Origin of the sequence: Pseudomonas sp. MF6747, assembly GCF_963890955.1 — a bacterium.
Classification (GTDB): Bacteria; Pseudomonadota; Gammaproteobacteria; order Pseudomonadales; family Pseudomonadaceae; genus Aquipseudomonas.
Genome location: NZ_CAWPSZ010000005.1, coordinates 92,771 through 114,291, shown reverse-complemented (window position 1 = coordinate 114,291; position 21,521 = coordinate 92,771). Strand labels below are relative to the sequence as shown.

Here is a 21,521-nt window from a genome sequence, read left to right as displayed (position 1 = left end):
GTACATGATGGACACGCCAAACCCTATAAAAAAAGACGACCACCTGCTGGACGACCTCGAGTCGATCCGTCAGTTGCTCGGTGATGATGGCTTGCAACCGCCGCTGCTGACCGAAACGGTCGACGCCGAGGTACAGATTCCGCTGTTGTTCGACATGGTCAGCGGCAAGCCCGTTGCGCCTGAGCCTGTCGCTGCCGCTCCCGTGGCACAGCCCGTACCCGCCGCAGAAAAAGCGCCCGACGCCTTGCTGCTGCATCTGGACAATGAGTTGCGCGCCGCTGCGCAGTTGATCATGCAGGATGTGATCGACGACTTTGCTCCGCATATCGAAACCGAGATCAAACGCCGCCTGGATGCGCGCATGGAGCGGTTGCTCAGCCAATATCAGTCCTGAGCCACACCTGGCTCTACCGTGGGAGGGGGCTTGCCCCCGATAGCGCGGGTCAGCCAGCTTATCCGTTACTGACCCACTGCTATCGGGGCAAGCCCCCTCTGACATTTGCTTGGCGTACGCCTCAAGCCTGTCTTCGCCTCGCCCTGCGCCCTATCCCCCGTTATACTTGCCGGCTTTCCTGAATTAATGCCAACTAGGGTCCCGCCGCGCATGGATAAGACCTACCAGCCGCACGCTATTGAAACTTCCTGGTACGAGACCTGGGAGTCCGAGAATTATTTCGCTCCGCAAGGCGCGGGTGATTCCTACACCATCATGATTCCGCCACCGAACGTCACTGGCAGCCTGCACATGGGCCATGGCTTCAACAATGCGATCATGGATGCGTTGATCCGTTTCCGCCGCATGCAGGGCCGCAACACCCTGTGGCAACCGGGCACCGACCACGCCGGTATCGCCACCCAGATGCTGGTGGAACGCCAACTCGAAGCCACCGGCCAGAACCGTCATGACCTGGGTCGCGAGAAATTCCTGGAAAAAATCTGGGAATGGAAAGACCAGTCCGGCGGCAACATCAGCCGTCAGATCCGTCGCCTGGGGTCGTCCGTAGACTGGAGCCGTGAGCGCTTCACCATGGACGACGGCCTGTCGGAAGCCGTGAAAGAAGCCTTCGTGCGCCTGCACGAAGACGGCCTGATCTACCGCGGCAAGCGTCTGGTCAACTGGGACACCAAGCTGCACACGGCGATTTCCGACCTCGAAGTGGAAAACCACGACGAGAAAGGCTTCCTGTGGAACCTCAAGTACCCGCTGGCCGATGGCGCCAAGACCGCCGAAGGCAACGACTACCTGATCGTCGCCACCACTCGTCCGGAAACCATGCTGGGCGACGCCGCCGTCGCGGTTAACCCGAACGACGAGCGCTACCAGGCGCTGATCGGCAAGTTCGTCGAACTGCCGCTGGTGGGTCGTCGCATCCCGATCATCGCGGATGATTACTGCGACCCTGAATTCGGCACCGGCTGCGTGAAAATCACCCCGGCCCACGATTTCAACGACTACGAAGTCGGCAAGCGCCACAACCTGCCGCTGCTGAACATCTTCGATAAAAACGCCGCTGTCCTGCCGGCCTGCCAGGTATTCAACCTCGACGGCACGCTGAACGAGAGCATCGACGGCAAGATCCCGGCCGAATACGCCGGTCTCGACCGTTTTGAAGCGCGCAAGCAGATCGTGGCGGCCTTCGACGCTGCCGGTTTGCTGGTGAGCGTTGACGACCACGCACTGAAAGTCCCGAAAGGCGACCGCTCCGGCACCGTCATCGAGCCGTGGCTGACCGACCAGTGGTACGTGTCCACCAAGCCTTTGGCTGAACCTGCGATTGCCGCCGTGGAAGACGGCCGTATCCAGTTCGTGCCCAAGCAGTACGAAAACATGTACTTCTCGTGGATGCGTGACATCCAGGATTGGTGCATCAGCCGTCAGCTGTGGTGGGGCCACCGGATTCCGGCCTGGTACGACGAGTCGGGCAAGGTCTACGTTGGCCGCGACGAAGCCGAAGTACGCGCCAAGCACAACCTCGGCCCGGACGTGGCGCTGCAACAGGACAACGACGTACTGGACACCTGGTTCAGCTCGGGCCTGTGGACATTCTCCACACTCGGCTGGCCGCAACAGACCGAGTTCCTGAAAAAATTCCACTCCACCGACGTGCTGGTCACCGGCTTCGACATCATTTTCTTCTGGGTTGCCCGGATGATCATGCTCACCATGCATTTGGTGAAGAACGAAGACGGCACGCCGCAAGTGCCGTTCAAGACCGTGTACGTGCACGGCCTGGTGCGTGATGGCCAGGGCCAGAAGATGTCCAAGTCCAAGGGTAACGTCCTGGACCCGCTGGACATCATCGATGGCATCGACCTGGAAACCCTGGTGCAGAAACGCACCTCGGGCCTGATGCAGCCGAAACTGGCGAAGAAGATCGAGAAGCAGACCCGCGACGAGTTCGCCGACGGCATTGCCAGCTATGGCACTGACGCCCTGCGCTTCACCTTCTGCTCGCTGGCGTCCACCGGTCGCGACATCAAGTTCGACATGGGCCGCGTCGAAGGCTATCGCAACTTCTGCAACAAGATCTGGAACGCCGCGCGCTACGTGCTGGATAAAGGCGAAGACTGCGGCCAGAACGGCGAAGCCTATGAGCTGAGCCTGGCTGATCGCTGGATCATCTCGCAGTTGCAGCGCACTGAAGCCGAAGTGACCCGCCAACTCGACCAGTTCCGTTTCGACCTGGCCGCACAAGCCTTGTACGAGTTCATCTGGAACCAGTATTGCGACTGGTACCTGGAACTGTCCAAGCCTGTGCTGTGGGACGAAAACGCGCCGATCGAACGTCAGCGTGGCACCCGTCGCACCCTGGTGCGCGTGCTTGAAGTGGCCCTGCGCCTGGCGCACCCGTTCATGCCGTTCATCACCGAAGAAATCTGGCAGCGCCTCGCGCCGCTGGCCGGTATCGAAGGCAAGACCATCATGTTGCAGCCTTGGCCGGTGGCCAACGAAGCGCGCATTGATGAGGCGGCCGAAAACGATATCGAATGGCTCAAGACCTTGATGCTCGGCACGCGCAACATCCGCGCCGAGATGAACATCGGGCCGGGCAAGCCATTGGCGGTGTTCGTGAAGAATGCCAGCGCCGAAGATCAGCGTCGCCTCACCGAGAACGACGCGCTGCTCAAGAAACTGGCAAAACTGGAGTCGATCACCGTATTGGCTGATGGCGCCGAAGCACCGCTGTCCGCGACTGCGTTGGTCGGCGACATGGAAGTGCTGGTACCGATGGCTGGCCTGATCGACAAGGGCGCGGAACTGGCCCGTCTCGACAAGGAAATTGGCCGCCTGCAAGGCGAAGTGCAGCGAGTGGGCGGCAAGCTGTCCAACGCGGCGTTCGTCGACAAGGCGCCAGCTGAAGTGATCGACAAAGAACGCGCCAAGCTGGCCGAGGCTGAACAGGCCTTGGGCAAGCTGGCGGAGCAACATGCGCGGATTTCCAGCCTGTAAGGTGAACCCCGTGTAAAAAAAGAGGCCTTCGGGCCTCTTTTTTTTGCCGGGAATTTTCCAATCCTTGCTGGCGATCCAGTCAATTTGGGGGGGGGGCTTGCCCCCGATGGCGGTGTATCAGTCTGAATATTTTTGACTCTCACACCGCAATCGGGGGCAAGCCCCCTCCCACATTTGCCCGAGAGGGTCTCAGGATGTGTGACAATGCCCACCACTTTGAGCCAACACCAGAATCAACATGACCGCCCCCAGCACACCTAAACCGTCGCGCAAGAAGCCTAAATCCGCCGCCCCGGCCAAACCCGTGGCACCGCGCAAAGAGGCAACCCTGCACCCGCGCAACCGCCACACAGGCCGTTACGACTTCCCGGCGCTGATCAAGACCACGCCGGAACTGGCGCAATTTGTGATCATCAACCCGTACGGCAAAGAGAGCATCGACTTTGCCAGCCCGGACGCAGTGCGGGTGTTCAACCGGGCGCTGTTGAAGGCGTTCTATGGCATCCAGCATTGGGACATTCCGGCGGACTACCTGTGCCCGCCGGTGCCGGGGCGCGCCGATTACGTGCACTTCCTGGCCGACCTGCTGGCCAGCGTCAACGACGGCAAGATCCCGCGCGGTTCAATCGTCAAGGTGCTGGACATCGGCATGGGCGCCAACTGCGTCTACCCGTTGATTGGGTATATGGAGTACCGCTGGAACTTCCTCGGCTCCGAAGTCGACCCTATTGCGGTGTCCGCCGCCAAGGCCATCGTACAGTCCAATGACCTGAGCAAAGTTATCCAACTGCGTCAGCAACCCAACCCCAAGCAGATCCTGCTGGGCCTGCTGGAGCCGGGCGAACGCTTTGACCTGACCATGTGCAACCCGCCATTCCACGCGTCCATGGAAGAGGCTACCAAAGGCAGCGAGCGTAAGTGGCGCGCCCTGGGCAAGGCCGACCCCAAGCGCAAGTTGCCGGTCCTGAACTTCGGTGGCCAGTCGGCGGAGCTGTGGTGTGAGGGCGGTGAAGCGCGCTTCGTCACGCAGCTTATCGCCGAAAGTGCGCACTTTGCCCACAAGGTGCTGTGGTTCAGCACCCTGGTGTCAAAAGCGTCGAACTTGCCCGCGATCCAGACAGCCCTCAAAAAAGCCGGCGTCCTTGAAAGCCAGGTGGTGGAAATGTCCCAGGGCCAGAAGCAAAGCCGCTTCGTGGCCTGGACCTTCCAGACCAAGAACGAGCAGCAGATCTGGCGTCAGCGCTGGGTGCGCGACTGAACCAGTGGCGAGGGCGCTTGCTCCCTCGCCCCGGCTGAACCGCCACTGCAGTCAAATCGCAGGCAACAAAAAACCGTGCCCGGATTGCTCCGGAGCACGGTTTTTTTTGCTGCGTCTTACTTGTTAACAGCGTCGGTCAGGCCTTTGGCCACAACCAGCTTGATAACTTTCTTGGCAGCGATTTCGATGGCAGCGCCAGTCGAAGGGTTACGGCCAGTACGGGCTGGACGCTCAGTCACTTTCAGTTTGCCAACGCCTGGCAGAGTGATTTCGCCGCCGTTTTCCAGCTGATCAGCAACAACTTGGCTCAGTTGGTCCAGCAGAGCGCGCACGGTAGTTTTCGGTGCGTCTACTGCTTCAGCCAGGTCAGCGATCAGTTGGTCTTTAGTAATAGCCATTGTGGTGTTCCTTCCCTATCAAATTCATATGGATTGCAGAGTGCAGTGTCAGCCGTCGAGCCTGACCGTCAAGGCCTGGCACCCCCGGCCATAACCACGGGATCGGGGTTATAGATGCTTGAAACGGGGATTGGTTCGACCTGACAGATGCTGAATGCACGCTTAACGCCGAGTCTTGGCGTAAGACGGGGCAAAACTAGCACAGAGACGGGGAAATATCCGCCTCAACATACCCATTTGGTCAGCTTTATCGCTCTAAACCGTGAAAAAAAGGCATATAGCCCGTGGGAGGTCGCCCAAAACAGCCTTCCAAGCGCGTCATGGCCAATGGGTGCGGTACACTGGCGACTTTTTGGGGAGGCTTACCGCTCCCCTTCAACCAGCCGAGAAGCCTATGCCGATCCGTCACTGCATCGTCCACCTGATCGACAAAAAACCCGACGGCACACCCGCAGTTCTGCATGCCCGCGATTCGGAGCTTGCCGAGTCGGCCGCCATCGAGAACATGCTTGCCGACCTCAACGAGAGCTACAACGCCAAACAAGGCAAGGCCTGGGGTTTCTTCCACGCCGAGTCCGGCGCGCACCCGTTCAGCGGCTGGTTGAAGGAATATTTCGACGGCAGTCAGGATTTCACCCGTTTCAGCCGCACGGCGGTCGAGCACCTGCAAAAGCTGATGGAGGAGTCCAACCTGTCCACCGGCGGCCACGTGTTGTTTGCCCACTACCAGCAAGGCATGACCGACTACCTGGCGATCGCCCTGCTGCACCACAGCGAAGGCGTGGCGGTGACCGATGAGCTGGACGTGACCCCCTCGCGCCACCTGGACCTGGGCCAACTGCACCTGGCGGCGCGAATCAACGTGTCCGAGTGGCAGAACAACAAGCAATCCAAGCAGTACATCTCGTTTATCAAGGGCAAAAACGGCAAGAAGGTCTCGGAATACTTCCGCGACTTTATCGGCTGCCAGGAAGGCGTCGACGGCCCGGGCGAAACCCGTACCCTGCTCAAGGCGTTCAGCGACTTTGTCGAGAGCGAAGACCTGCCCGACGAATCTGCCCGCGAAAAGACCAAAACCCTGGTGGACTACGCCAGCAGCCAGGCCAAACTCGGCGAGCCCATGGGCCTGGAAGAACTTTCGGGATTGATCGATGAAGATCGGCCGAAAGCGTTCTACGACCATATCCGCAACAAGGATTACGGCCTGTCGCCGGAAATCCCGGCAGACAAACGCACTCTCAACCAGTTCCGCCGCTTCACCGGTCGCGCCGAAGGCTTGTCCATCAGTTTTGAAGCGCACCTGTTGGGCGACAAGATCGAGTACGACGAAGCCGCCGGCACTTTGATCATCAAAGGCCTGCCGACCCAACTGACTGACCAGCTCAAGCGCCGTAACTGATGCTCGGCGGGGTCTTCAAGAAAGTCCTGTTGGTGTTGCTGGTCGTGGTGGTGATCCAGAACTGGGGCAAGATCGAGCGGCTGTTCAACCCCTCGCAGGTGGTTTCGGAGCAAGTGCGCACATCGGCGCGTGTGGTGCTGTATTCCACCGAGTGGTGTGGCTACTGCAAGCAGATCCGACGTTTTCTGGACCAGAAAGGCATTCCGTACCAGGCGCTGGACATTGAGAAGGATGCCCAGGCGCGCACAACCTATGAGGCATTGGGCGGTGGCGGGATTCCGTTTGTGGACGTGAACGGCACGCTGATTCGCGAGTTCAACCCTGAAGCGATCATGGCCGCGTTGAAATAGCTGATCTGCAAAACACTGCAGAACTAATGTGGGGACGGGCTTGCTCGCGAAAGCGGAGTGTCAGTTGTTACCTGTATTGACTGATCCACCGCCTTCGCGGGCAAGCCTGCTCCCACATTTTGCTCTGCGCAGCCTGAATTAGAAGTTGGCTTCCAGCGACACCATCGCCGTGCGCTCTTCCCCCACGTTGTAAAACGCCGTACTTGGCGCCAGGCCGTTAACCGGTACCGAGTTGAACGCCACAGTGCGCGCCGAGCTCAGGTATTCCTTGTCGAATACGTTGAGCATCGAAAACCGCAGGGTCGCCGACTTGATGACTTTCTTGTCCACCGGCAAGTAAATACCGGCGTTCAAGTCAAACACGGTGCGGCCTTCAATTTTTTCCTTGTTGGTCAAATCGCCATAAAAACTGCCGACGTATTTGCCTGCCGCGTTGGCGTAGAAACGCGAGTCGTCATAACCGAACACCAGGTTGAACATGTTTTCCGGCACGTTGGCCAATTGCTTGCCCGAGGTCGGCAACAGCACATTCTTGCTGAGCAAATCGTCTTGCTGCTCGGACTTTGTGTAGGTGTACGAGGCGTAGTAGTTGAAGTTATGCGGCAACAAACCGCTCCACTCCAGTTCCAGGCCTTTGTTATCCACGCTGCCGACGTTGAGCACCATGTAGTCGCCGGCAGAGTCGGTGGTCGACACCTGGCGATCCTTGAAGCTGATGTAGAACAGAGTCGCGCTCAACGCCATGTCATCTTCGGTGTAGCGCCAGCCCAGTTCCTGGTTCCAGCTCAACTCAGACTTGAGGCTGACCGAGTCGCCCTTGTTGTACAGCACGTAGTTGGGCGGCGTGCGCATGTTGCGGGTGACGTTGTAGAAGGTCTGGTTGCTTTCGTCGACCTGGTACTTGGCGCTGAAACTCGGCAGGAACTGGTGATAACGGGTGTTACGTTTTTCTGGCTTGTCGTACAGGCTGCCCAAGTTGTTACCGTCACGCTCGACGTATTGGTATGCCACGCCTCCGACAAAACTCAGGTCCGGCGTGGCCTGCCAGCTGTCCTGCACCCAGAGTTTCTGCGACGGGGTGACGGTGTAATAGTGGCGGCCCTGGACTGTCGCGCCGTTCTTGTCGACGACCTGCCCGCCGCTGTTGTAATCGCCCCACACATCATCGGGCGCGCCTTCGCGGTTGATGCCGATAAACGGCTGGGTCTGGCGCTGGCGTGCGCGTTCATACCAGTAGCCATAGTCCAGGCTGTGTTCTTCGTTGATGTCCCATTTCATTTTCGCGGTGACGCCAGGGCGCCAGGTTTCGGTCCACGATGGCCGGTAATAGTTGGCCGATTGCAGGTTGCTCAGGTTGTAGTTGCCGGCTTTATCAGACTTCGGCCCCAGGTTCGATGCGGTCTGGCCGCTGAAGCTGCCACCGTTGGCCCAGTAGTAATAGGGTGTGACCGTCAGCGCCAGGTTGTCCTGCAACTGCCAGCGCTGGGTGAGCGTGGCGTTGACGCTTTCGAACGGGTTGCGATTGAGCTTGTAGGACGACGACAGCAAGCCCGACTTGTACACCGGCGTTTGCGAGTAGTCCTTGCGGCGTCCGTCAGTCTCGAACTGCGACTTGCTCAAGGTGTTGTAGTTGTAGTTTTCCTGGTTGTTGTACTTCACTGTCGCCAGGGTCGAGTTGCCATTGCCGTCTTCGAACAGGCTGCTCCACTCGACTTTGTCACTGCGCAGCGTGCCTTTGCCGCGCCACTTGTCACCCTCCAGGTGAGAGGCCGACACCCAGCTCTTGAGGCCGCCAAAATCGCCCGTGTTCACCCGCACGAACGTCTTGCGCAGGTCATTGGCACCGACGATCTGTTTGGCGAACAGCCCGGACTCTTTGGTCGGGCGAATAGTGATCATGCCGATGTTGCCGCCACTGGAGCCGATATGCGGGCCATCCGCCTCGGAGGAGCCCTGGGTGGCAAATACTTCGGCGAGGTTTTCCGGGTCGCCGAGTTGGTTTGAATACACGCTGTAGTTGCCCGAGTCGTTGATCGGCACGCCGTCAACGGACACCCCGACCTGGTCCGAGCTCATGCCCCGCATGGTGAAGTTGGTGCCGCTGGTGCCGCTGGCGTCGTCGCTGGATACGTTGATGCCCGGCGTGTATTTAAGCTTGTCGATGGCGTTGGCGGTCGCGGACATTTCGTCCATGGCTTCCTTGGTTACCGTCGACCGCGCCTTGGCACTTTCTTCGCGAATCATGTGCCCATTGCCCAGGGTTTGTTTGCCGGCAACATTCACCGAACCGACATCCTGAGTGGTGTCTGCCAAAACCAGCGGCGCAAAGCTACCTAGGCCCGATGCTAAAAGCAGGGCAGAGAGTGTGTTGATCGTCACGAGTAGATCCCTTACGTGCATCTATCTGTTGTTATGGAGGGAGGTACTGGCTGTCAGAACCGGGTGAACGGCGACGCCAATCTTCCTGACCACCTGCTCAGGAATCCGGGGATCATCCTCGGCCCGTGTAACGGTTTGGTGACAAGTTTTGGCAATTGGGATGAAGGTTAAATGAACGATCTACAGGCACCGGGATACCTGGCCTACAGCGCCCTGTAAAAAACCGGCAAGAGGAATTTTTTGAAAAAATCGTCACGCTGAAAGTGACGATCGAAGCATTCGTGTCTAGCGCAATACAATCATGCGACCCAGCACAGCGTGTTGTTCAAAACCCAGAACGGCCTGCAAGGCACTCAAAACTGCCAACGGATCCTTGCTTGGGAAACTGCCACTGACGCGCCTGGCGCCCATCTCGTCGTTGAGCAGAAGGATCCGGCCCGGGTAGTAACGGCCAAGGTCCCTGACCACATCCGCCAACGGCACCTTGTAGTAGTTGAGCCAGCCATCGCGCCATGCCAGACGTGATTCGCTGTCGACCGTGTGCAGGGGATCGGCCACACCGTCGGCGTAGGCCACTTGCTGGCCTGCCGTAAGAATTTGCTGTTGGCCCTGGCGTGACGGTGTGACACCCACGCGGCCGGACAGCACCGTCACCTGAGCGCCGGCCGGTTGCAGGCGCACTTCAAACTGCGTGCCGAGCACTCGCGCTTCGCCACTGCCAGCCGCCACCACAAAGGGCTGGCCGGTGTGGGTCACGCTGAAAAACCCCGCCCCGCGGCGCAACTGAATGTGGCGCTCGCCGTGGCTGAAGTCGACGGCAATGGCGCTGTCGGCATCCAGAGTGACTTGGGATTGATCGGCCAGGGTCACGGTCTGCACCTGCCCCGGCGCCGTCACGTAATCAGCACCGAAGTCATCGACCCAGCGCGACGGCTGCCAGCCGGCGCCCATCGACACCATCACCAGCAGGCACGCGGCCGCGGCCAGGGCGCCGGACCAACGCACCGCACGCGAGCGCTTCGAGGGGTTCATCGCGTTGAGGTAGCCCTGCAAGGCCAAGGCCTCTTCGTCCGCCAGTTTGCGTGCCGGCACCTCGCTCAATTCCCACACCACCTGGGCCTGAGCATAGGCCTCGACATGCGCGGGGTCGGCACGCAACCAGCGGCTGAACGTGGCCTGGTCACCGCTGCTGGGCTGGTCATGCAACAAGCTCAACCATTCGAGTGCGGCCTGCTCCTGGGCGGGCGTGGGGGTGACGTTCACGGTGCTTTCCCTGGCGTGCGTGGGGACGAGGGTTCGCGAAGGCTGGCTTTGCAGGCTTCGAGGGCACGCATCATATGTTTTTCCACGGCACTTTGGGACAGCCCCATGGCCTGGGCAATTTGCGCATATTTGCGGCCGTGGATGCGGTTGAGCAGGAAAATCTGCCGAGTGCGCTCCGGCAGGCTGCGCAGGGCGGCTTCTACATGGCGCAGGTCATTGCCCGCTTCAAACGCCGCCTGGGGCTCGGAACCCTGGTTGTCTTGCTGCTCTGGCAACCAGCCCTCACTGCTGCGCACCCGGGCGCCTTCGCTGCGCAAGTGATCAATGGCGATGTTGCCGGCGCAGCGCAACAAGTAGGTGCTGAGTTCTTCGACCTGCACCAGCGGCCGGCGCCAGAAGCGCAGGAACAGGTCCTGCACCAGGTCGGCCGCCGTCGCCCGGCAGCCTACGCGTCGGCTGACCAGCGCTTCCATCTGCGAGCGCTGCGACAAAAACACCTGCAGGAAATGCGCACGCCCACCGGCCGCATCGGTGTGCTGGCTGTCCTGGGATTCCGGTGGAGGGCTGATCATCATGGGAAGCTCAGAGTAAGGCGAACGCCGCAACAGGGCTGGCCAGCAGGCCGACGCCCGCCAGAATCAAGGCCAGCCTTGGCCGATACGGCAACAGCAACACCAGCAACAGTGCGCTGAGCATCAAAACGGCGCACCACTCCACCAACCCCTGCGCCCAATTCGAGGCCGCCACGGCCGGCCACATCGACAGCGCCAGCAGCAGCCAACCGGCCACACGCAACGTGAGGCGTCGGGGTGGTGAGGGTTTGCTGTGCAGCAGTTCACCGTGATGGCGGTCGGTGGACAGGCACAGCGCGGTAAACCCGGCGTAGCACATCAACAGGGCGAGCAGCATTCAGTTCGCCTCCTGTTTGAGCGTCAGTCCACGTGCGCGTTCGGCCTTGAGCTGCGGCGCCGCGCGGCGCTGCATCTTCCAGGCCGCCCAGGTCAGGAACAGGCCGCTGGCCAGGCACGTCAGGTCGAAACCGGCCATGGCCCAATCACCGCTGGCCAGTGACACGCCCAAGTGCTGCGAGGTGGTCAATGCGTTGAGCAGTGGAATGGCCACAAACAGCAAGGCGCCAAGGCTCAGTTGCTCAACCCAGCCCTGGCGGCCTCGCCGCAGCACGGCATGCAACAGGCTCAGGCCCCAGGCAATAAAGAAGGTTTGCACCTCCCAGTCGGACCGCTCGGCGAAGCTCACCGGCAACAACCGGTTGGCCCAGAAAAACGCCGCGATGGCGATCATCAGCCCGGCCATACTGGCCATGTTCAGCACTTCAACCAGCCGCAGTTCAAACGGCATCGCAGCAGTTTTGGCGTGCTTGAGCTGGCGCTTGCCGAGCCAAATCACAAGGCCCGTGCCGATCATCGCCGTGCCCGCCAGCCCGCAGATAAAGTACAACCAACGCAGCACCGGGCCGGCGAAATGGCCCATGTGCAAGCCGTAGAAACTGCCGCCAATTGCCGCCGGCAACGACTGTTCACCGCTGACCCGCAACAACTCGCCGGTGGTGCCGTTGAACGACACGCTGCTGCCGAAATCGTGCACCACACGGTCGGCACCTGCGCGGACCACATTGACCGAGGCGTTCACATCGCCAGGGTTGTTGACCACCAAACGACCAACATGCCCACCCGCCCATTGCTGGCGCGCCTGCTCGTACATCGGCCCTAACGGCAGCAATACACCCGGCTGGCCGAGCGGCGGCGCGTTGTTGGTATTGGGGAACACTTCATTGAAAAACGCACGGCTGTCGTCGCCGTAGGAAGCCACGATCGGCGCGGGCATCACCATGCTCATGAAGATCACCAGACTGCTGTAGGTGATCATCAAGTGAAATGGCAGCACCAGCACGCCCACCGCGTTATGCCCGTCGAGCCAGGAGCGCTGGCCTTTGCGTGGGCGGAAGGTGAAGAAGTCCTTGAAGATTTTCTTGTGGGTGATGATGCCGGTGATCAGTGCGACAAACATCACCATCGCGGCGATGGTCGACAGCCAGCGCCCCCACGGGTAAGGCATCTGCAGCTGAAAGTGGAAGCGATAGAAGAACTCGCCGCCCATGCTTTCACGCGCCTGCACGGGCTGGCTGGTGACGGGATCGAGGACTTTCTGGATGAAGTTGCCGCGTTTGCCGGGGTCGACCTTGTCTTGCCACATCACCGACAGGCCGGGATCGCGGCTGTCCGGCAGGGTGATAAACCAGCGCGCGGCATTGGGCGCCTGTTGCTGCAGATAGGTTTGGGCGGCGGCGAGGCTACGCGCGTCATCCAACGGATAAGCCTGCACTTCGGGCTGCATCCAATGGGTAATTTCGTCCTTGAAATAGGACAAGGTCCCTGTCAGGAAAATCGCAAACAGCAGCCAGCCAAAGATCAGTCCAGCCCAGGTGTGCAACCAGGCCATCGCCTGGCGAAAGCCCTCTTTCATGTGCGCGTCATCCACAAACCGATGCCCGCCAGCGTGGCAAACACCGCACTCGGCAACATCACGCCAAACCAGGCTCGCCCTGCCGTGCGGCAGGCAAAACACCAGATTACCGCCAACAGGTAGAACACAAACGAACTCATCATCCCCGTGATCACCGCGTCGGCGCGGGACGCAGGCATCCACAACGCCAGGCAGACGGCTGCCAGGGACGCCATCAGGTAACCGCCGACCACGGCAGCCAGCACGCGCGAAGTTACGGCGAGGCGATAGACAACGGGAAGTGAGGGTTTGCTTTTCATGCGGGAGGCGCCAGGGTCATCAGCGCGCAATATTAATGATAAATATTCTCATAAGCAAAAGAGAACGGATGAATCACCGGTCCTGGCGGATTGCCGAACCTCGTCACGCGTCCTACAATGCGAACAATTCTTGTTCTCTAAAGCATGCCGATGCTCACGGAGTGATTGCGTTGCAGCCGTCCACCCTCGTTGAAGTTCTGTACAACGACCATCACCACTGGCTTACCGGCTGGTTGCGACGCAAACTCGGCTGCCCGGAAAGCGCGGCCGACCTGGCCCAGGACACTTTCATCCGTGTGCTTACCGCGCGGGACGCGCCAACGCTGATCGAACCCCGCGCGTTCCTCACCACCGTGGCCAAGCGCGTGCTGTTCAACTTCTATCGCCGTCAGGACCTGGAACGCGCCTACCTCGACGCACTGGCGCAGATGCCCGAACACGTAGCGCCGTCGGAAGAAGAACGCGCAATCATCCTGCAGACCTTGCTGGAGCTCGACCAACTGCTCGACGGCCTGCCCGTACAGGTCAAACGCGCCTTCCTGCTGGCCCAGCTCGACGGCCTGACCTACGCGCAAATCGGCGCCGAGCTGGGTATCTCCATCGCCACTGTCAAACGCCACCTGAATAAAGCCGCCATGCGCTGCTACTTCGCCCTATGAACTTCTCCACGCAAGTCGCCGAACAAGCCGTGCACTGGCTGATGGAAATGCAGCAAGGCGCACTCAACCCGCGCCAGCAAGCGGCCTGGCAGCAATGGCTGGACGCCCACAGCGAACATCAACGCGCGTGGGACCACATCCAGCGCGTCAACCAACGCCTGCGCGGCATGCCCTCACCCTTGGCGCACGCCGCCTTGAACGCGCCGAAATCCAGCAGCCGGCGCCAGGCCCTCAAACTGCTGCTGATCCTCGGCGCCGGTTCGGCCGCGGCCTGGAGCCTGCGCCAGCAACATATTCTGCCGCCGCTGAGCGCCGACTACCGCAGCCCCGTGGGCCAACGACGCAAGGTGCAGCTGGCCGATGGCAGCCAGTTGCAGCTCAACACCGGCAGCGCTGTGGATGTGCATTTTGACGGCAGTCAACGGTTGGTGCGCTTGCTCGAAGGCGAGATCTTGCTGACCGCACGCCCCGGCGATACGCCGCTGCACGTGCTGACCGGCCAAGGCCTGCTCAGCAGCCAGGCGGCGCGGCTGAACGTGCGTCAGTTCAACGACCACACGCAACTGGCAGTTTTCGATGGCCATGTCGAGGTAATGCCCAACCACTACAGCGGCCTGCCGCTGACCGTCGAGGCCTCGCGCCAAGTCAATTTCACCCGCAAAGGCTGGGACACCCCGCGCCCGACCGACACCAACAGCGGCGCCTGGGCCGACGGCATGCTGGTGGCCGCGCACATGCGCCTGGACGATTTCCTCGCCGAGTTGGGTCGCTATCGCCGAGGCCAGATCAATTGCGACCCGCAAGTGGCCAACCTGCTGCTGTCCGGCAGTTACCCGCTGGATGACAGCGAACGCATCCTCGACCTGTTGGAGGTCAGCCTGCCGGTGAAAGTACGGCGTTTTACCCGCTACTGGGTGACCGTCCAGGCACGCGCGTAAATTATTTTAAAAAATATGAGCCGTTTTCCACACCTCGCGTGACAGAGAAGGAAAGCCACCTTGATCCTACCTTCTCAGGACCGCCCTTCATGCCCCAGCAACCGACGCTTCTTGCCCGCACCTTGCGCCAATTCCTACTGGGCGCCAGCCTGAGTCTTACCGCACTGCCCTCTGTAATGGCCGCGGATGCCAAGCCTTACCACATCGCCCCAGCAACCCTGGAAGCCGCGCTGAACCAATTTGGTCGCGAGGCCGGCGTGCTGATTTCGTTCGGCTCCCAGGTCACAGCGGGTATGCAGAGTCGGGGTTTGTCGGGCAATTACAGCGCCGACGAAGGCTTGCAAAAACTCTTGGAAGGCACCGGCCTGCAAGCGCGCGCCGAGGGCGATAACGCCTACAGCCTGCAACCGGCCAGCGCCCCGGCCACTCTCCAATTGCAAACGTCAAACGTGGTCGGCGACTGGCTCGGCGATGCGGCGCAAACCAACGTGTTCGAACACCCTGGCGCGCGTGATGTGATCCGCCGCGACGAGTTCGAGCGCCAGGGTGCCACCCAGGCGCGTGACGTGCTAAACCGCATTCCCGGCGTCAACGCCCCGGAAAACAACGGCACCGGCAGCCACGACATGGCGCTGAACTTCGGCATCCGTGGGCTCAACCCGCGCCTCGCCTCGCGCTCCACCGTCTTGATGGATGGCATCCCGGTGCCCTTCGCGCCGTATGGCCAACCGCAGCTGTCCTTTGCCCCAATCAGCATGGGTAACATGGACGCCGTGGACGTGGTACGCGGCGGCGGCGCGGTACGTTACGGCCCGCAAAACGTCGGTGGCATCGTCAACTTCGTGACCCGCGCAATCCCGGACGCCCCCACCGTCAAAGGCGGCTTGCAGACCGAGACCAGCCCGTCCTCCAGCCATGATGGCTTCAAAACCACCGGCAACCTGCTGGCAGGCGGGACGGCTGACAATGGCCTGGGCGGCGCCATTTTGTATTCCGGCACCCGTGGCGGCGACTGGCGCGAAAACAGCAACACGCGCATTGACGACTTGATCCTCAAAGGCAAATACCAGTTGGACGACGCCAACAGCTTCAACGCCATGGCGCAGTACTACGAAGGCCAGGCCGATATGCCCGGTGGTTTGAACGTCAAGGACTACAAGGCCGACCCATACCAGTCCACCCGCCCCTACGACAAATTCTGGGGCCGCCGTACGATGTTCAACGCCGGTTACCGCTACCAGGAAGATCGCCGCGAATTCACCGCCAACACCTTCTTCACCACCACGTTGCGTAATGGCTATCTGGATCAAGGCAACATCCTTTCGCTGTCGCCGCGCGAATATTGGGTACGCGGCCTCGAAACCCGCTTCGCCCAAGGCTTCGACCTTGGCCCCACCAGCCACGAAGTGGGCATCGGCTACCGCTACATCAACGAAGCCGGGCACGAGTTGCGCTACCGCACGCCGATCAGCGCCAGCCAGCAACTGCCCGACACCAACAGCCGCAACGACCGCGACACGCGTGGCGCCACCGAGGCCAACGCGTTTTTCGTCGATGACCGCATCGATATCGGCAAGTGGACCATCACCCCAGGCATCCGCTACGAGATGATCGAGTCCCAGCAGACCAACAACCTGACCAACGTCAAGTACAAGGGCGACTACAACACCGCGCTGCCGGCGTTGAACGTGCTTTACCACCTGACCGAAGACTGGAACCTCTACGCCAACACCGAAGGCTCGTTCGGCAGCGTGCAGTACAGCCAGATGCCGAACCGCGTGACCAGCGGCGAAGTGAAACCGGAAAAAGCCCGCACCTGGGAACTCGGCACGCGTTATGACAACGGCACCCTGCGTGCGGAAATCGGCGCGTTCCTGATCAACTTCGACAACCAGTACGACAGCAACCAGACCAACGACTCGGTGATCGCCCGCGGCGAAACGCGCCATCAAGGCATCGAGTCGAGCCTCAACTACGCCCTCGACGGGCTAAGCCCGGCGCTGGCCGGTTTTGACGTGTATGCCACCTACGCCTACGTCGACGCGACCATCCGCGAAGACGGCCCGAACAAGGGTAATCGCGTGCCCTTCTCCTCCAAGCACAAAGGCACCGTGGGCGTCGGTTACACCGAAGGTCGCTGGAAACTCAACCTGGATAGCAGCTACCAGAGCAGCCAGTTCGCCGACAACGCCAACACCCAGGCGGAAAGTGCCGACGGCAGTACCGGACGCATCCCAGGCTACATGCTGTTCAGCAGCCGCGCGGCGTACGACTTCGGCCCACAGCTGTCGGATTTGAACGTGGCAGTCGGCGTGAAAAATATCCTCAACAAGCAGTACTACACCCGCTCGTTCGACGATAACAACAAAGGTAAATACGTCGGTGAGCCGCGCACGGTGTATGTGCAGACGTCCATCGCGTTCTGATTGCCTGAGTCATAAAAGCACCGGCCAAGGACTGGGATCTTACAAACGACGCAACCCGCTGTGGGAGCTGTCGAGCCCCGACGAGGCTGCGAAGGCGGCGGCACAGGCGCTATCCAGGTGCCTGACCCACCGCTTTCGCAGCCTCGCTGAAGCTCGACAGCTCCCACAGGGGATAGCTTTTTGTCAGTCAAACCTCGGTTCACAAAAGTATCTCGCACGTACAAATATTGCCCGCAATAGAGACCAACTGTGGGAGCTGTCGAGCCCTGGCGAGGCTGCGAAGGCGGCGGCACAGGTGCTATCCAAGGTGCCTGACCCACCGCTTTCGCAGCCTCGCTAAAGCTCGACAGCTCCCACAGGGGATCGGGTTTGTCAGTCAAACCCCGGCTCACAAAAGCATCGCGACAAGTACACATCTCGCCCGCAATCGAGATCAACTGTGGGAGCTGTCGAGCCCCGGCGAGGCTGCGAAGGCGGCGGTACAGGCGCTATCCAGGTGCCTGACCCACCGCTTTCGCAGCCTCGCTGAAGCTCGACAGCTCCCACAGGGGATAGCTTTTTGTCAGTCAAACCTCGGCTCACAAAAGCATCGCGACGCGTACACATCTCGCCCGCAATAGAGATCAACTGTGGGAGCTGTCGAGCCCCGGCGAGGCTGCGAAGGCGGCGGTACAGGCGCTATCCAGGTGCCTGACCCACCGCTTTCGCAGCCTCGCTAAAGCTCGACAGCTCCCACAGGGGATCGGGTTTGTCAGTCAAACCTCGGTTCACAACAGCATCGCGACAAGTACACCTCTCGCCCGCAATAGAGATCAACTGTGGGAGCTGTCGAGCCCCGGCGAGGCTGCGAAGGCGGCGGCACAGGCGCTATCCAAGTTGCCTGACCCACCGCTTTCGCAGCCTCGCTAAAGCTCGACAGCTCCCACAGGGGATCGGGTTTGTCAGTCAAACCTCGGCTCACAAAAGCATCGCGACAAGTACAAATCTCGCCCGCAATAGAGATCAACTGTGGGAGCTGTCGAGCCCCGGCGAGGCTGCGAAGGCGGGGGTACTGGCGCTATACAAGGTGCCTGACCCACCGATTGTCGCAGCCTCGCTAAAGCTCGACAGCTCCCACATGGGATCGGGGTTGTTGGTCAGGGTCAGCTACCCGCCAGGCAACCTGGGGTGCCGGCGACCAGGGCATCGATTGCGCAACGCGTCTTCGCCGGCATGTGTGCAGCCGTGGGCCAAATCACATGGATCGGCGCAGGCTGGTCGCGGTGGCTCGGGAGTACCGCTTGCAGTTGGCCGCGCAGCACATAGTGCGCAATCAACCAACTCGGCAACCAGGCCAGGCCCACGCCGGCGATAGCGGCATCGGCCACGGCCTGGAGGTCGTCCAGCACCAACGGCGATGTCATCCCCGAGCGATACAAATTGTTGCAACGGTAGGCAATGCCTCGGTGGCTGGCGAGGTCATCAATACACTCAATTGGCCCGACACGTTGCAAGTACGCCGGTGAGGCGGCCAACCCCACGGACTGCTCGCCCAAACGGCGTGCGCTCAGGCGGTCGGTGTCCGGCAGCGGGCCAATGCGCACGGCCACGTCGAAGCCTTCCTGTGCCAGGTCTATCAGCCGGTCAGAGAACGAGATCTCGATCTCTAATTGTGGATAACGGTCCATCAAGCCCCACAAAGCAGGCGCCGCGTAGTGGTGACCAAACGCCAGCGGCAGGCTCGCCCTTAACCGCCCACGCGGCTGTTGCCGGCCACTCTCCAGCACCGACTCGGCGGCTTCCAACTCGGCCAGTGCGCGCAAGCAATGCTCGTAGTACGCCTGCCCGTCTTCGGTCAGACGCTGGCGGCGGGTGGAACGCTGCAACAGGCAGGTGCCCAGGCGGGCTTCCAGTCGCGCCAAACCTTTACCCACCGCAGAGCGCGTGAGGTTGAGCCGTTCGGCGGCCTCGGTCAGGTTGCCGCTTTCGACGATCTGCAGAAAGAGTTCAACGCCATCAAAACGCGGAGTGGTCATGATTCTATTGTCGCCCTTGATTCCCTTATCAAAGGAAAACTTATCACGAATAAGGAAATCTGTTCCCGCGAGAATAGGGTTTCACTCAACCGTAAGGAACACCCCATGCCGCCCGCCGCCGCTGTATCGGCCGTCAGCGCTCCGCGCACCGCCAGAGATAGCCTTGCCCTCACCGCCGTCTGCCTCGTCGCCCTGATGTTCGGCCTGGAAATCTCCAGCGTGCCGGTTATCCTTCCCACCCTGGAACAGCAACTGGGCACAGGTTTTCAGGATGCCCAATGGATCATGAATGCTTACACCCTGGCCTGCACCAGCGTGTTGATGGCAGCCGGCACACTGGCTGATCGCTTTGGCCGGCGACGCATGCTGGTGCTGTGCTTATGGGTGTTTGGCCTGGCCTCGCTGGCATGTGGCCTGGCAAACAATGCTTCCACGCTGATCGCAGCGCGTTTTGTTCAGGGCGTGGGCGCGGGCGCGATGATGATCTGCCAGTTCGCGATTCTTTCGCACCAGTTCCGTGAACCCACGACGCGTGCGCGTGCCTTCGCGATTTGGGGCGTGATCGCGGGCGTGGGCCTTGGCTTCGGGCCGATGGTGGGGGCGTTGATTCTGGCAATCGCGGACTGGCGCTGGGTGTTCCTGGTACATGCGCCGCTGACATTGTTGACCTTGGTACTGCTGCGTATCAGCGTGCAAGAGTCGCGCGACCCGGCCGGCCATCGTCTGGATATTGCGGGCATGCTGACCCTGACACTGTCGGTGTTCGCCCTGGTCTACTTCATCACTCAGGGCAGCGAGCATGGTTTCGGCTCACCGGCCATGCTGGGCTGGGCGGGCTTGTCGCTGATGGCGCTGCTGCTGTTCATCGCTGTCGAGCGCCGCAGCGCTCACCCGATGTTCGATTTCTCGGTGTTTCGTATTCAGCGCTTCAACGGCGCCTTGATGGGTTCGATTGGCATGAACTTCAGCTTCTGGCCGTTCATGATCTACCTGCCGCTCTACTTCCAGGCGGGCCTGGGCTACGACACCATGACCACCGGCGGCGCCCTGCTCGCCTACACCTTGCCCACCTTGCTGGTGCCGCCGCTGGCTGAACGCCTGGCTCTGCGCTATGGCGCCGACCGCATCATCCCTTTGGGCCTGGGCATGATGAGTGCGGGTTTTATGGCCATGGCGGCGGCCAATGGCGCCGAACATCCGAGCGTCGTACTCGTGCTTTTCAGCTGCGTGACGGCTGGCGTGGGGCTGGCACTGACCAATTCACCGACCACCAACACCACCACCGGCTCCGTCTCGGCCGACCGCGCGGGCATGGCCTCGGGCATTGACCTGAGTGCGCGACTGATCACGCTGGCACTTACTATCGCGCTGATGGGCCTGGTGCTGTTGCTCGGCATCGGTCATCACCTCTCTGGCCTGTTGCCCAATACCACGGCCCTGGATTGGCCCGCGATCAGCCAGAACATCGCTGCAGGCAAGTTGGACACGCCGATGCTCGCACCCGCAGATGCCCAGGCGGCCCTGCGCCATGGCGCCGGTTGGGCGATGCTTTTTGCCGGCATAGGCGCTTGTGGGTTGGCGTTGTTGAGCAGGTATTTCTTTCGACGCGGCAGCTAAACAAAAACGGGCCTGCAGATGCAGGCCCGTTTGATTGGATTGAAAAAACACTCAGCTATCAGCCGTTAAGCGCAGCCTGTTCGTTTTCCAGAAATTCCTCTTCGAGTTCGGCCTCATCGGCCTTGGTATCAGGCAGAGCTTGCCCAGCGGCGCGTGGTTTGCCGCGTAACTTTCCGTACAGATGCTCCAGCGCATGCTCAAGCTTGGTGGCTGCGCCATCAATTGCCTGTTCCAGGGTGTCGGCCTTGTGCAATACCGACAGTGGTTGATGGCCCTTTGGCCGTGCTTCCAGGCGGCAACTCAAATCGTGGGGACCAGGCTTGTCGCCATTTTCGTCTTTCAGGTAGACCTCGACGCGGGTCAGGTCTTCTTCGTAACGTTCGAGCGTGCTCTCAATGGTAGTACGTACCCACTCCTCCAGTCGGATGCTGCTTTCAATATGGTTATCGCTATTGACTTGGATTTGCATAGTTCTTCCCTTATTTCAGCTAGCTCGCAGGAGGTCACAAACTGCAACACCGGGGTGGTGAAACCATGACCTCTTGTTTACACAATTGAGCACTCAGAAGAACAATTCAACCCCTT

18 protein-coding genes are annotated in these 21,521 nt (G+C 60.7%); 9 read left to right on the top strand and 9 right to left on the bottom strand.

Going from position 1 to position 21,521, the window contains the following annotated elements:
- Positions 1 to 7: 7 nt before the first annotated feature.
- From AACW30_RS06790 to rlmF, 3 genes are all read left to right on the top strand, one after another.
- Entirely contained in the window at positions 8 to 394 is a 387-nt protein-coding gene (locus AACW30_RS06790; protein ID WP_200624617.1) for a DNA polymerase III subunit chi, read from the top strand.
- A gap of 210 nt (positions 395 to 604) precedes the next feature.
- Complete coding sequence (locus tag AACW30_RS06785; protein ID WP_200624560.1) at positions 605 to 3,451, top strand: valine--tRNA ligase; 2,847 nt, start codon at positions 605 to 607, stop codon at positions 3,449 to 3,451.
- Positions 3,452 to 3,689: 238 nt separating this feature from the next.
- Positions 3,690 to 4,709, top strand: a complete 1,020-nt coding sequence (gene rlmF / locus AACW30_RS06780) for a 23S rRNA (adenine(1618)-N(6))-methyltransferase RlmF (protein ID WP_179678145.1) — start codon at positions 3,690 to 3,692, stop codon at positions 4,707 to 4,709.
- 116 nt (positions 4,710 to 4,825) lie between these two features.
- Here the strand turns inward: rlmF and AACW30_RS06775 are convergent, their stop codons facing one another.
- On the bottom strand, positions 4,826 to 5,107 hold the full coding sequence (locus AACW30_RS06775; protein ID WP_003188840.1) for an HU family DNA-binding protein: 282 nt from the start codon (positions 5,105 to 5,107) through the stop codon (positions 4,826 to 4,828).
- Between the two features lie 394 nt (positions 5,108 to 5,501).
- Between AACW30_RS06775 and yejK the strand changes: the two genes are divergently transcribed.
- Together yejK and AACW30_RS06765 are read left to right on the top strand one after the other, a co-directional pair.
- Positions 5,502 to 6,506: a nucleoid-associated protein YejK gene (gene yejK / locus AACW30_RS06770; RefSeq protein WP_106579474.1), complete on the top strand. Its 1,005-nt coding sequence runs from the start codon at positions 5,502 to 5,504 to the stop codon at positions 6,504 to 6,506.
- Positions 6,506 to 6,856 (top strand): glutaredoxin family protein, encoded by a 351-nt coding sequence (locus AACW30_RS06765; protein ID WP_119738521.1) that lies wholly within the window; start codon positions 6,506 to 6,508, stop codon positions 6,854 to 6,856. The genes yejK and AACW30_RS06765 overlap by 1 nt, the downstream gene beginning before the upstream one ends.
- A 138-nt stretch (positions 6,857 to 6,994) precedes the next feature.
- On the opposite strand, the gene AACW30_RS06760 is transcribed toward AACW30_RS06765, so the two are convergent.
- The 6 genes from AACW30_RS06760 to AACW30_RS06735 all read right to left on the bottom strand — a co-directional run bounded on the left by AACW30_RS06760 (position 6,995) and on the right by AACW30_RS06735 (position 13,281).
- Positions 6,995 to 9,235 (bottom strand): TonB-dependent receptor, encoded by a 2,241-nt coding sequence (locus tag AACW30_RS06760; RefSeq protein ID WP_106579476.1) that lies wholly within the window; start codon positions 9,233 to 9,235, stop codon positions 6,995 to 6,997.
- A gap of 285 nt (positions 9,236 to 9,520) precedes the next feature.
- The gene (locus AACW30_RS06755) at positions 9,521 to 10,498 is read right to left on the bottom strand and encodes a FecR family protein (RefSeq protein WP_200624559.1); all 978 of its coding nucleotides are present in this window, start codon (positions 10,496 to 10,498) and stop codon (positions 9,521 to 9,523) included.
- Positions 10,495 to 11,073 (bottom strand): RNA polymerase sigma factor, encoded by a 579-nt coding sequence (locus tag AACW30_RS06750; protein ID WP_119738517.1) that lies wholly within the window; start codon positions 11,071 to 11,073, stop codon positions 10,495 to 10,497. Before AACW30_RS06750 ends, AACW30_RS06755 begins: the two co-directional genes overlap by 4 nt.
- 7 nt (positions 11,074 to 11,080) lie before the next feature.
- Positions 11,081 to 11,407, bottom strand: coding sequence for a DUF3325 domain-containing protein (locus AACW30_RS06745; RefSeq protein ID WP_200624558.1), 327 nt, complete (start codon positions 11,405 to 11,407; stop codon positions 11,081 to 11,083).
- Positions 11,408 to 12,982 (bottom strand): PepSY-associated TM helix domain-containing protein, encoded by a 1,575-nt coding sequence (locus AACW30_RS06740; RefSeq protein WP_200624557.1) that lies wholly within the window; start codon positions 12,980 to 12,982, stop codon positions 11,408 to 11,410.
- Positions 12,979 to 13,281, bottom strand: a complete 303-nt coding sequence (locus AACW30_RS06735) for a DUF3649 domain-containing protein (RefSeq protein WP_200624556.1) — start codon at positions 13,279 to 13,281, stop codon at positions 12,979 to 12,981. Before AACW30_RS06735 ends, AACW30_RS06740 begins: the two co-directional genes overlap by 4 nt.
- 170 nt (positions 13,282 to 13,451) lie before the next feature.
- On the opposite strand from AACW30_RS06735, the gene AACW30_RS06730 reads away from it, so the two are divergent.
- From AACW30_RS06730 to fecA, 3 genes are all read left to right on the top strand, one after another.
- Positions 13,452 to 13,940: a sigma-70 family RNA polymerase sigma factor gene (locus AACW30_RS06730; protein ID WP_106579482.1), complete on the top strand. Its 489-nt coding sequence runs from the start codon at positions 13,452 to 13,454 to the stop codon at positions 13,938 to 13,940.
- Complete coding sequence (locus AACW30_RS06725) at positions 13,937 to 14,878, top strand: FecR domain-containing protein (protein WP_200624555.1); 942 nt, start codon at positions 13,937 to 13,939, stop codon at positions 14,876 to 14,878. The genes AACW30_RS06730 and AACW30_RS06725 overlap by 4 nt, the downstream gene beginning before the upstream one ends.
- Before the next feature lie 89 nt (positions 14,879 to 14,967).
- Positions 14,968 to 17,304, top strand: coding sequence for a TonB-dependent Fe(3+) dicitrate receptor FecA (gene fecA / locus AACW30_RS06720; protein ID WP_200624554.1), 2,337 nt, complete (start codon positions 14,968 to 14,970; stop codon positions 17,302 to 17,304).
- Between the two features lie 1,142 nt (positions 17,305 to 18,446).
- Here fecA and AACW30_RS06715 read toward each other — a convergent pair.
- Complete coding sequence (locus AACW30_RS06715) at positions 18,447 to 19,319, bottom strand: LysR family transcriptional regulator (RefSeq protein ID WP_200624553.1); 873 nt, start codon at positions 19,317 to 19,319, stop codon at positions 18,447 to 18,449.
- A gap of 105 nt (positions 19,320 to 19,424) precedes the next feature.
- On the opposite strand from AACW30_RS06715, the gene AACW30_RS06710 reads away from it, so the two are divergent.
- The gene (locus AACW30_RS06710) at positions 19,425 to 20,936 is read left to right on the top strand and encodes an MFS transporter (protein WP_200624552.1); all 1,512 of its coding nucleotides are present in this window, start codon (positions 19,425 to 19,427) and stop codon (positions 20,934 to 20,936) included.
- Between the two features lie 58 nt (positions 20,937 to 20,994).
- Here AACW30_RS06710 and AACW30_RS06705 read toward each other — a convergent pair whose 3' ends face one another.
- On the bottom strand, positions 20,995 to 21,405 hold the full coding sequence (locus AACW30_RS06705) for an HPF/RaiA family ribosome-associated protein (protein ID WP_106579487.1): 411 nt from the start codon (positions 21,403 to 21,405) through the stop codon (positions 20,995 to 20,997).
- Between the last annotated feature and the right edge of the window lie 116 nt (positions 21,406 to 21,521).

Coding starts and splice junctions, on each gene's coding strand:
- AACW30_RS06790 (WP_200624617.1), top strand. CDS start 8: ATGGACACGCCAAACCCTATAAAAAAAGACGACCACCTGCTGGACGAC.
- AACW30_RS06785 (WP_200624560.1), top strand. CDS start 605: ATGGATAAGACCTACCAGCCGCACGCTATTGAAACTTCCTGGTACGAG.
- rlmF (WP_179678145.1), top strand. CDS start 3,690: ATGACCGCCCCCAGCACACCTAAACCGTCGCGCAAGAAGCCTAAATCC.
- AACW30_RS06775 (WP_003188840.1), bottom strand. CDS start 5,107: ATGGCTATTACTAAAGACCAACTGATCGCTGACCTGGCTGAAGCAGTA.
- yejK (WP_106579474.1), top strand. CDS start 5,502: ATGCCGATCCGTCACTGCATCGTCCACCTGATCGACAAAAAACCCGAC.
- AACW30_RS06765 (WP_119738521.1), top strand. CDS start 6,506: ATGCTCGGCGGGGTCTTCAAGAAAGTCCTGTTGGTGTTGCTGGTCGTG.
- AACW30_RS06750 (WP_119738517.1), bottom strand. CDS start 11,073: ATGATGATCAGCCCTCCACCGGAATCCCAGGACAGCCAGCACACCGAT.
- AACW30_RS06745 (WP_200624558.1), bottom strand. CDS start 11,407: ATGCTGCTCGCCCTGTTGATGTGCTACGCCGGGTTTACCGCGCTGTGC.
- AACW30_RS06740 (WP_200624557.1), bottom strand. CDS start 12,982: ATGAAAGAGGGCTTTCGCCAGGCGATGGCCTGGTTGCACACCTGGGCT.
- AACW30_RS06735 (WP_200624556.1), bottom strand. CDS start 13,281: ATGAAAAGCAAACCCTCACTTCCCGTTGTCTATCGCCTCGCCGTAACT.
- AACW30_RS06725 (WP_200624555.1), top strand. CDS start 13,937: ATGAACTTCTCCACGCAAGTCGCCGAACAAGCCGTGCACTGGCTGATG.
- fecA (WP_200624554.1), top strand. CDS start 14,968: ATGCCCCAGCAACCGACGCTTCTTGCCCGCACCTTGCGCCAATTCCTA.
- AACW30_RS06715 (WP_200624553.1), bottom strand. CDS start 19,319: ATGACCACTCCGCGTTTTGATGGCGTTGAACTCTTTCTGCAGATCGTC.
- AACW30_RS06710 (WP_200624552.1), top strand. CDS start 19,425: ATGCCGCCCGCCGCCGCTGTATCGGCCGTCAGCGCTCCGCGCACCGCC.
- AACW30_RS06705 (WP_106579487.1), bottom strand. CDS start 21,405: ATGCAAATCCAAGTCAATAGCGATAACCATATTGAAAGCAGCATCCGA.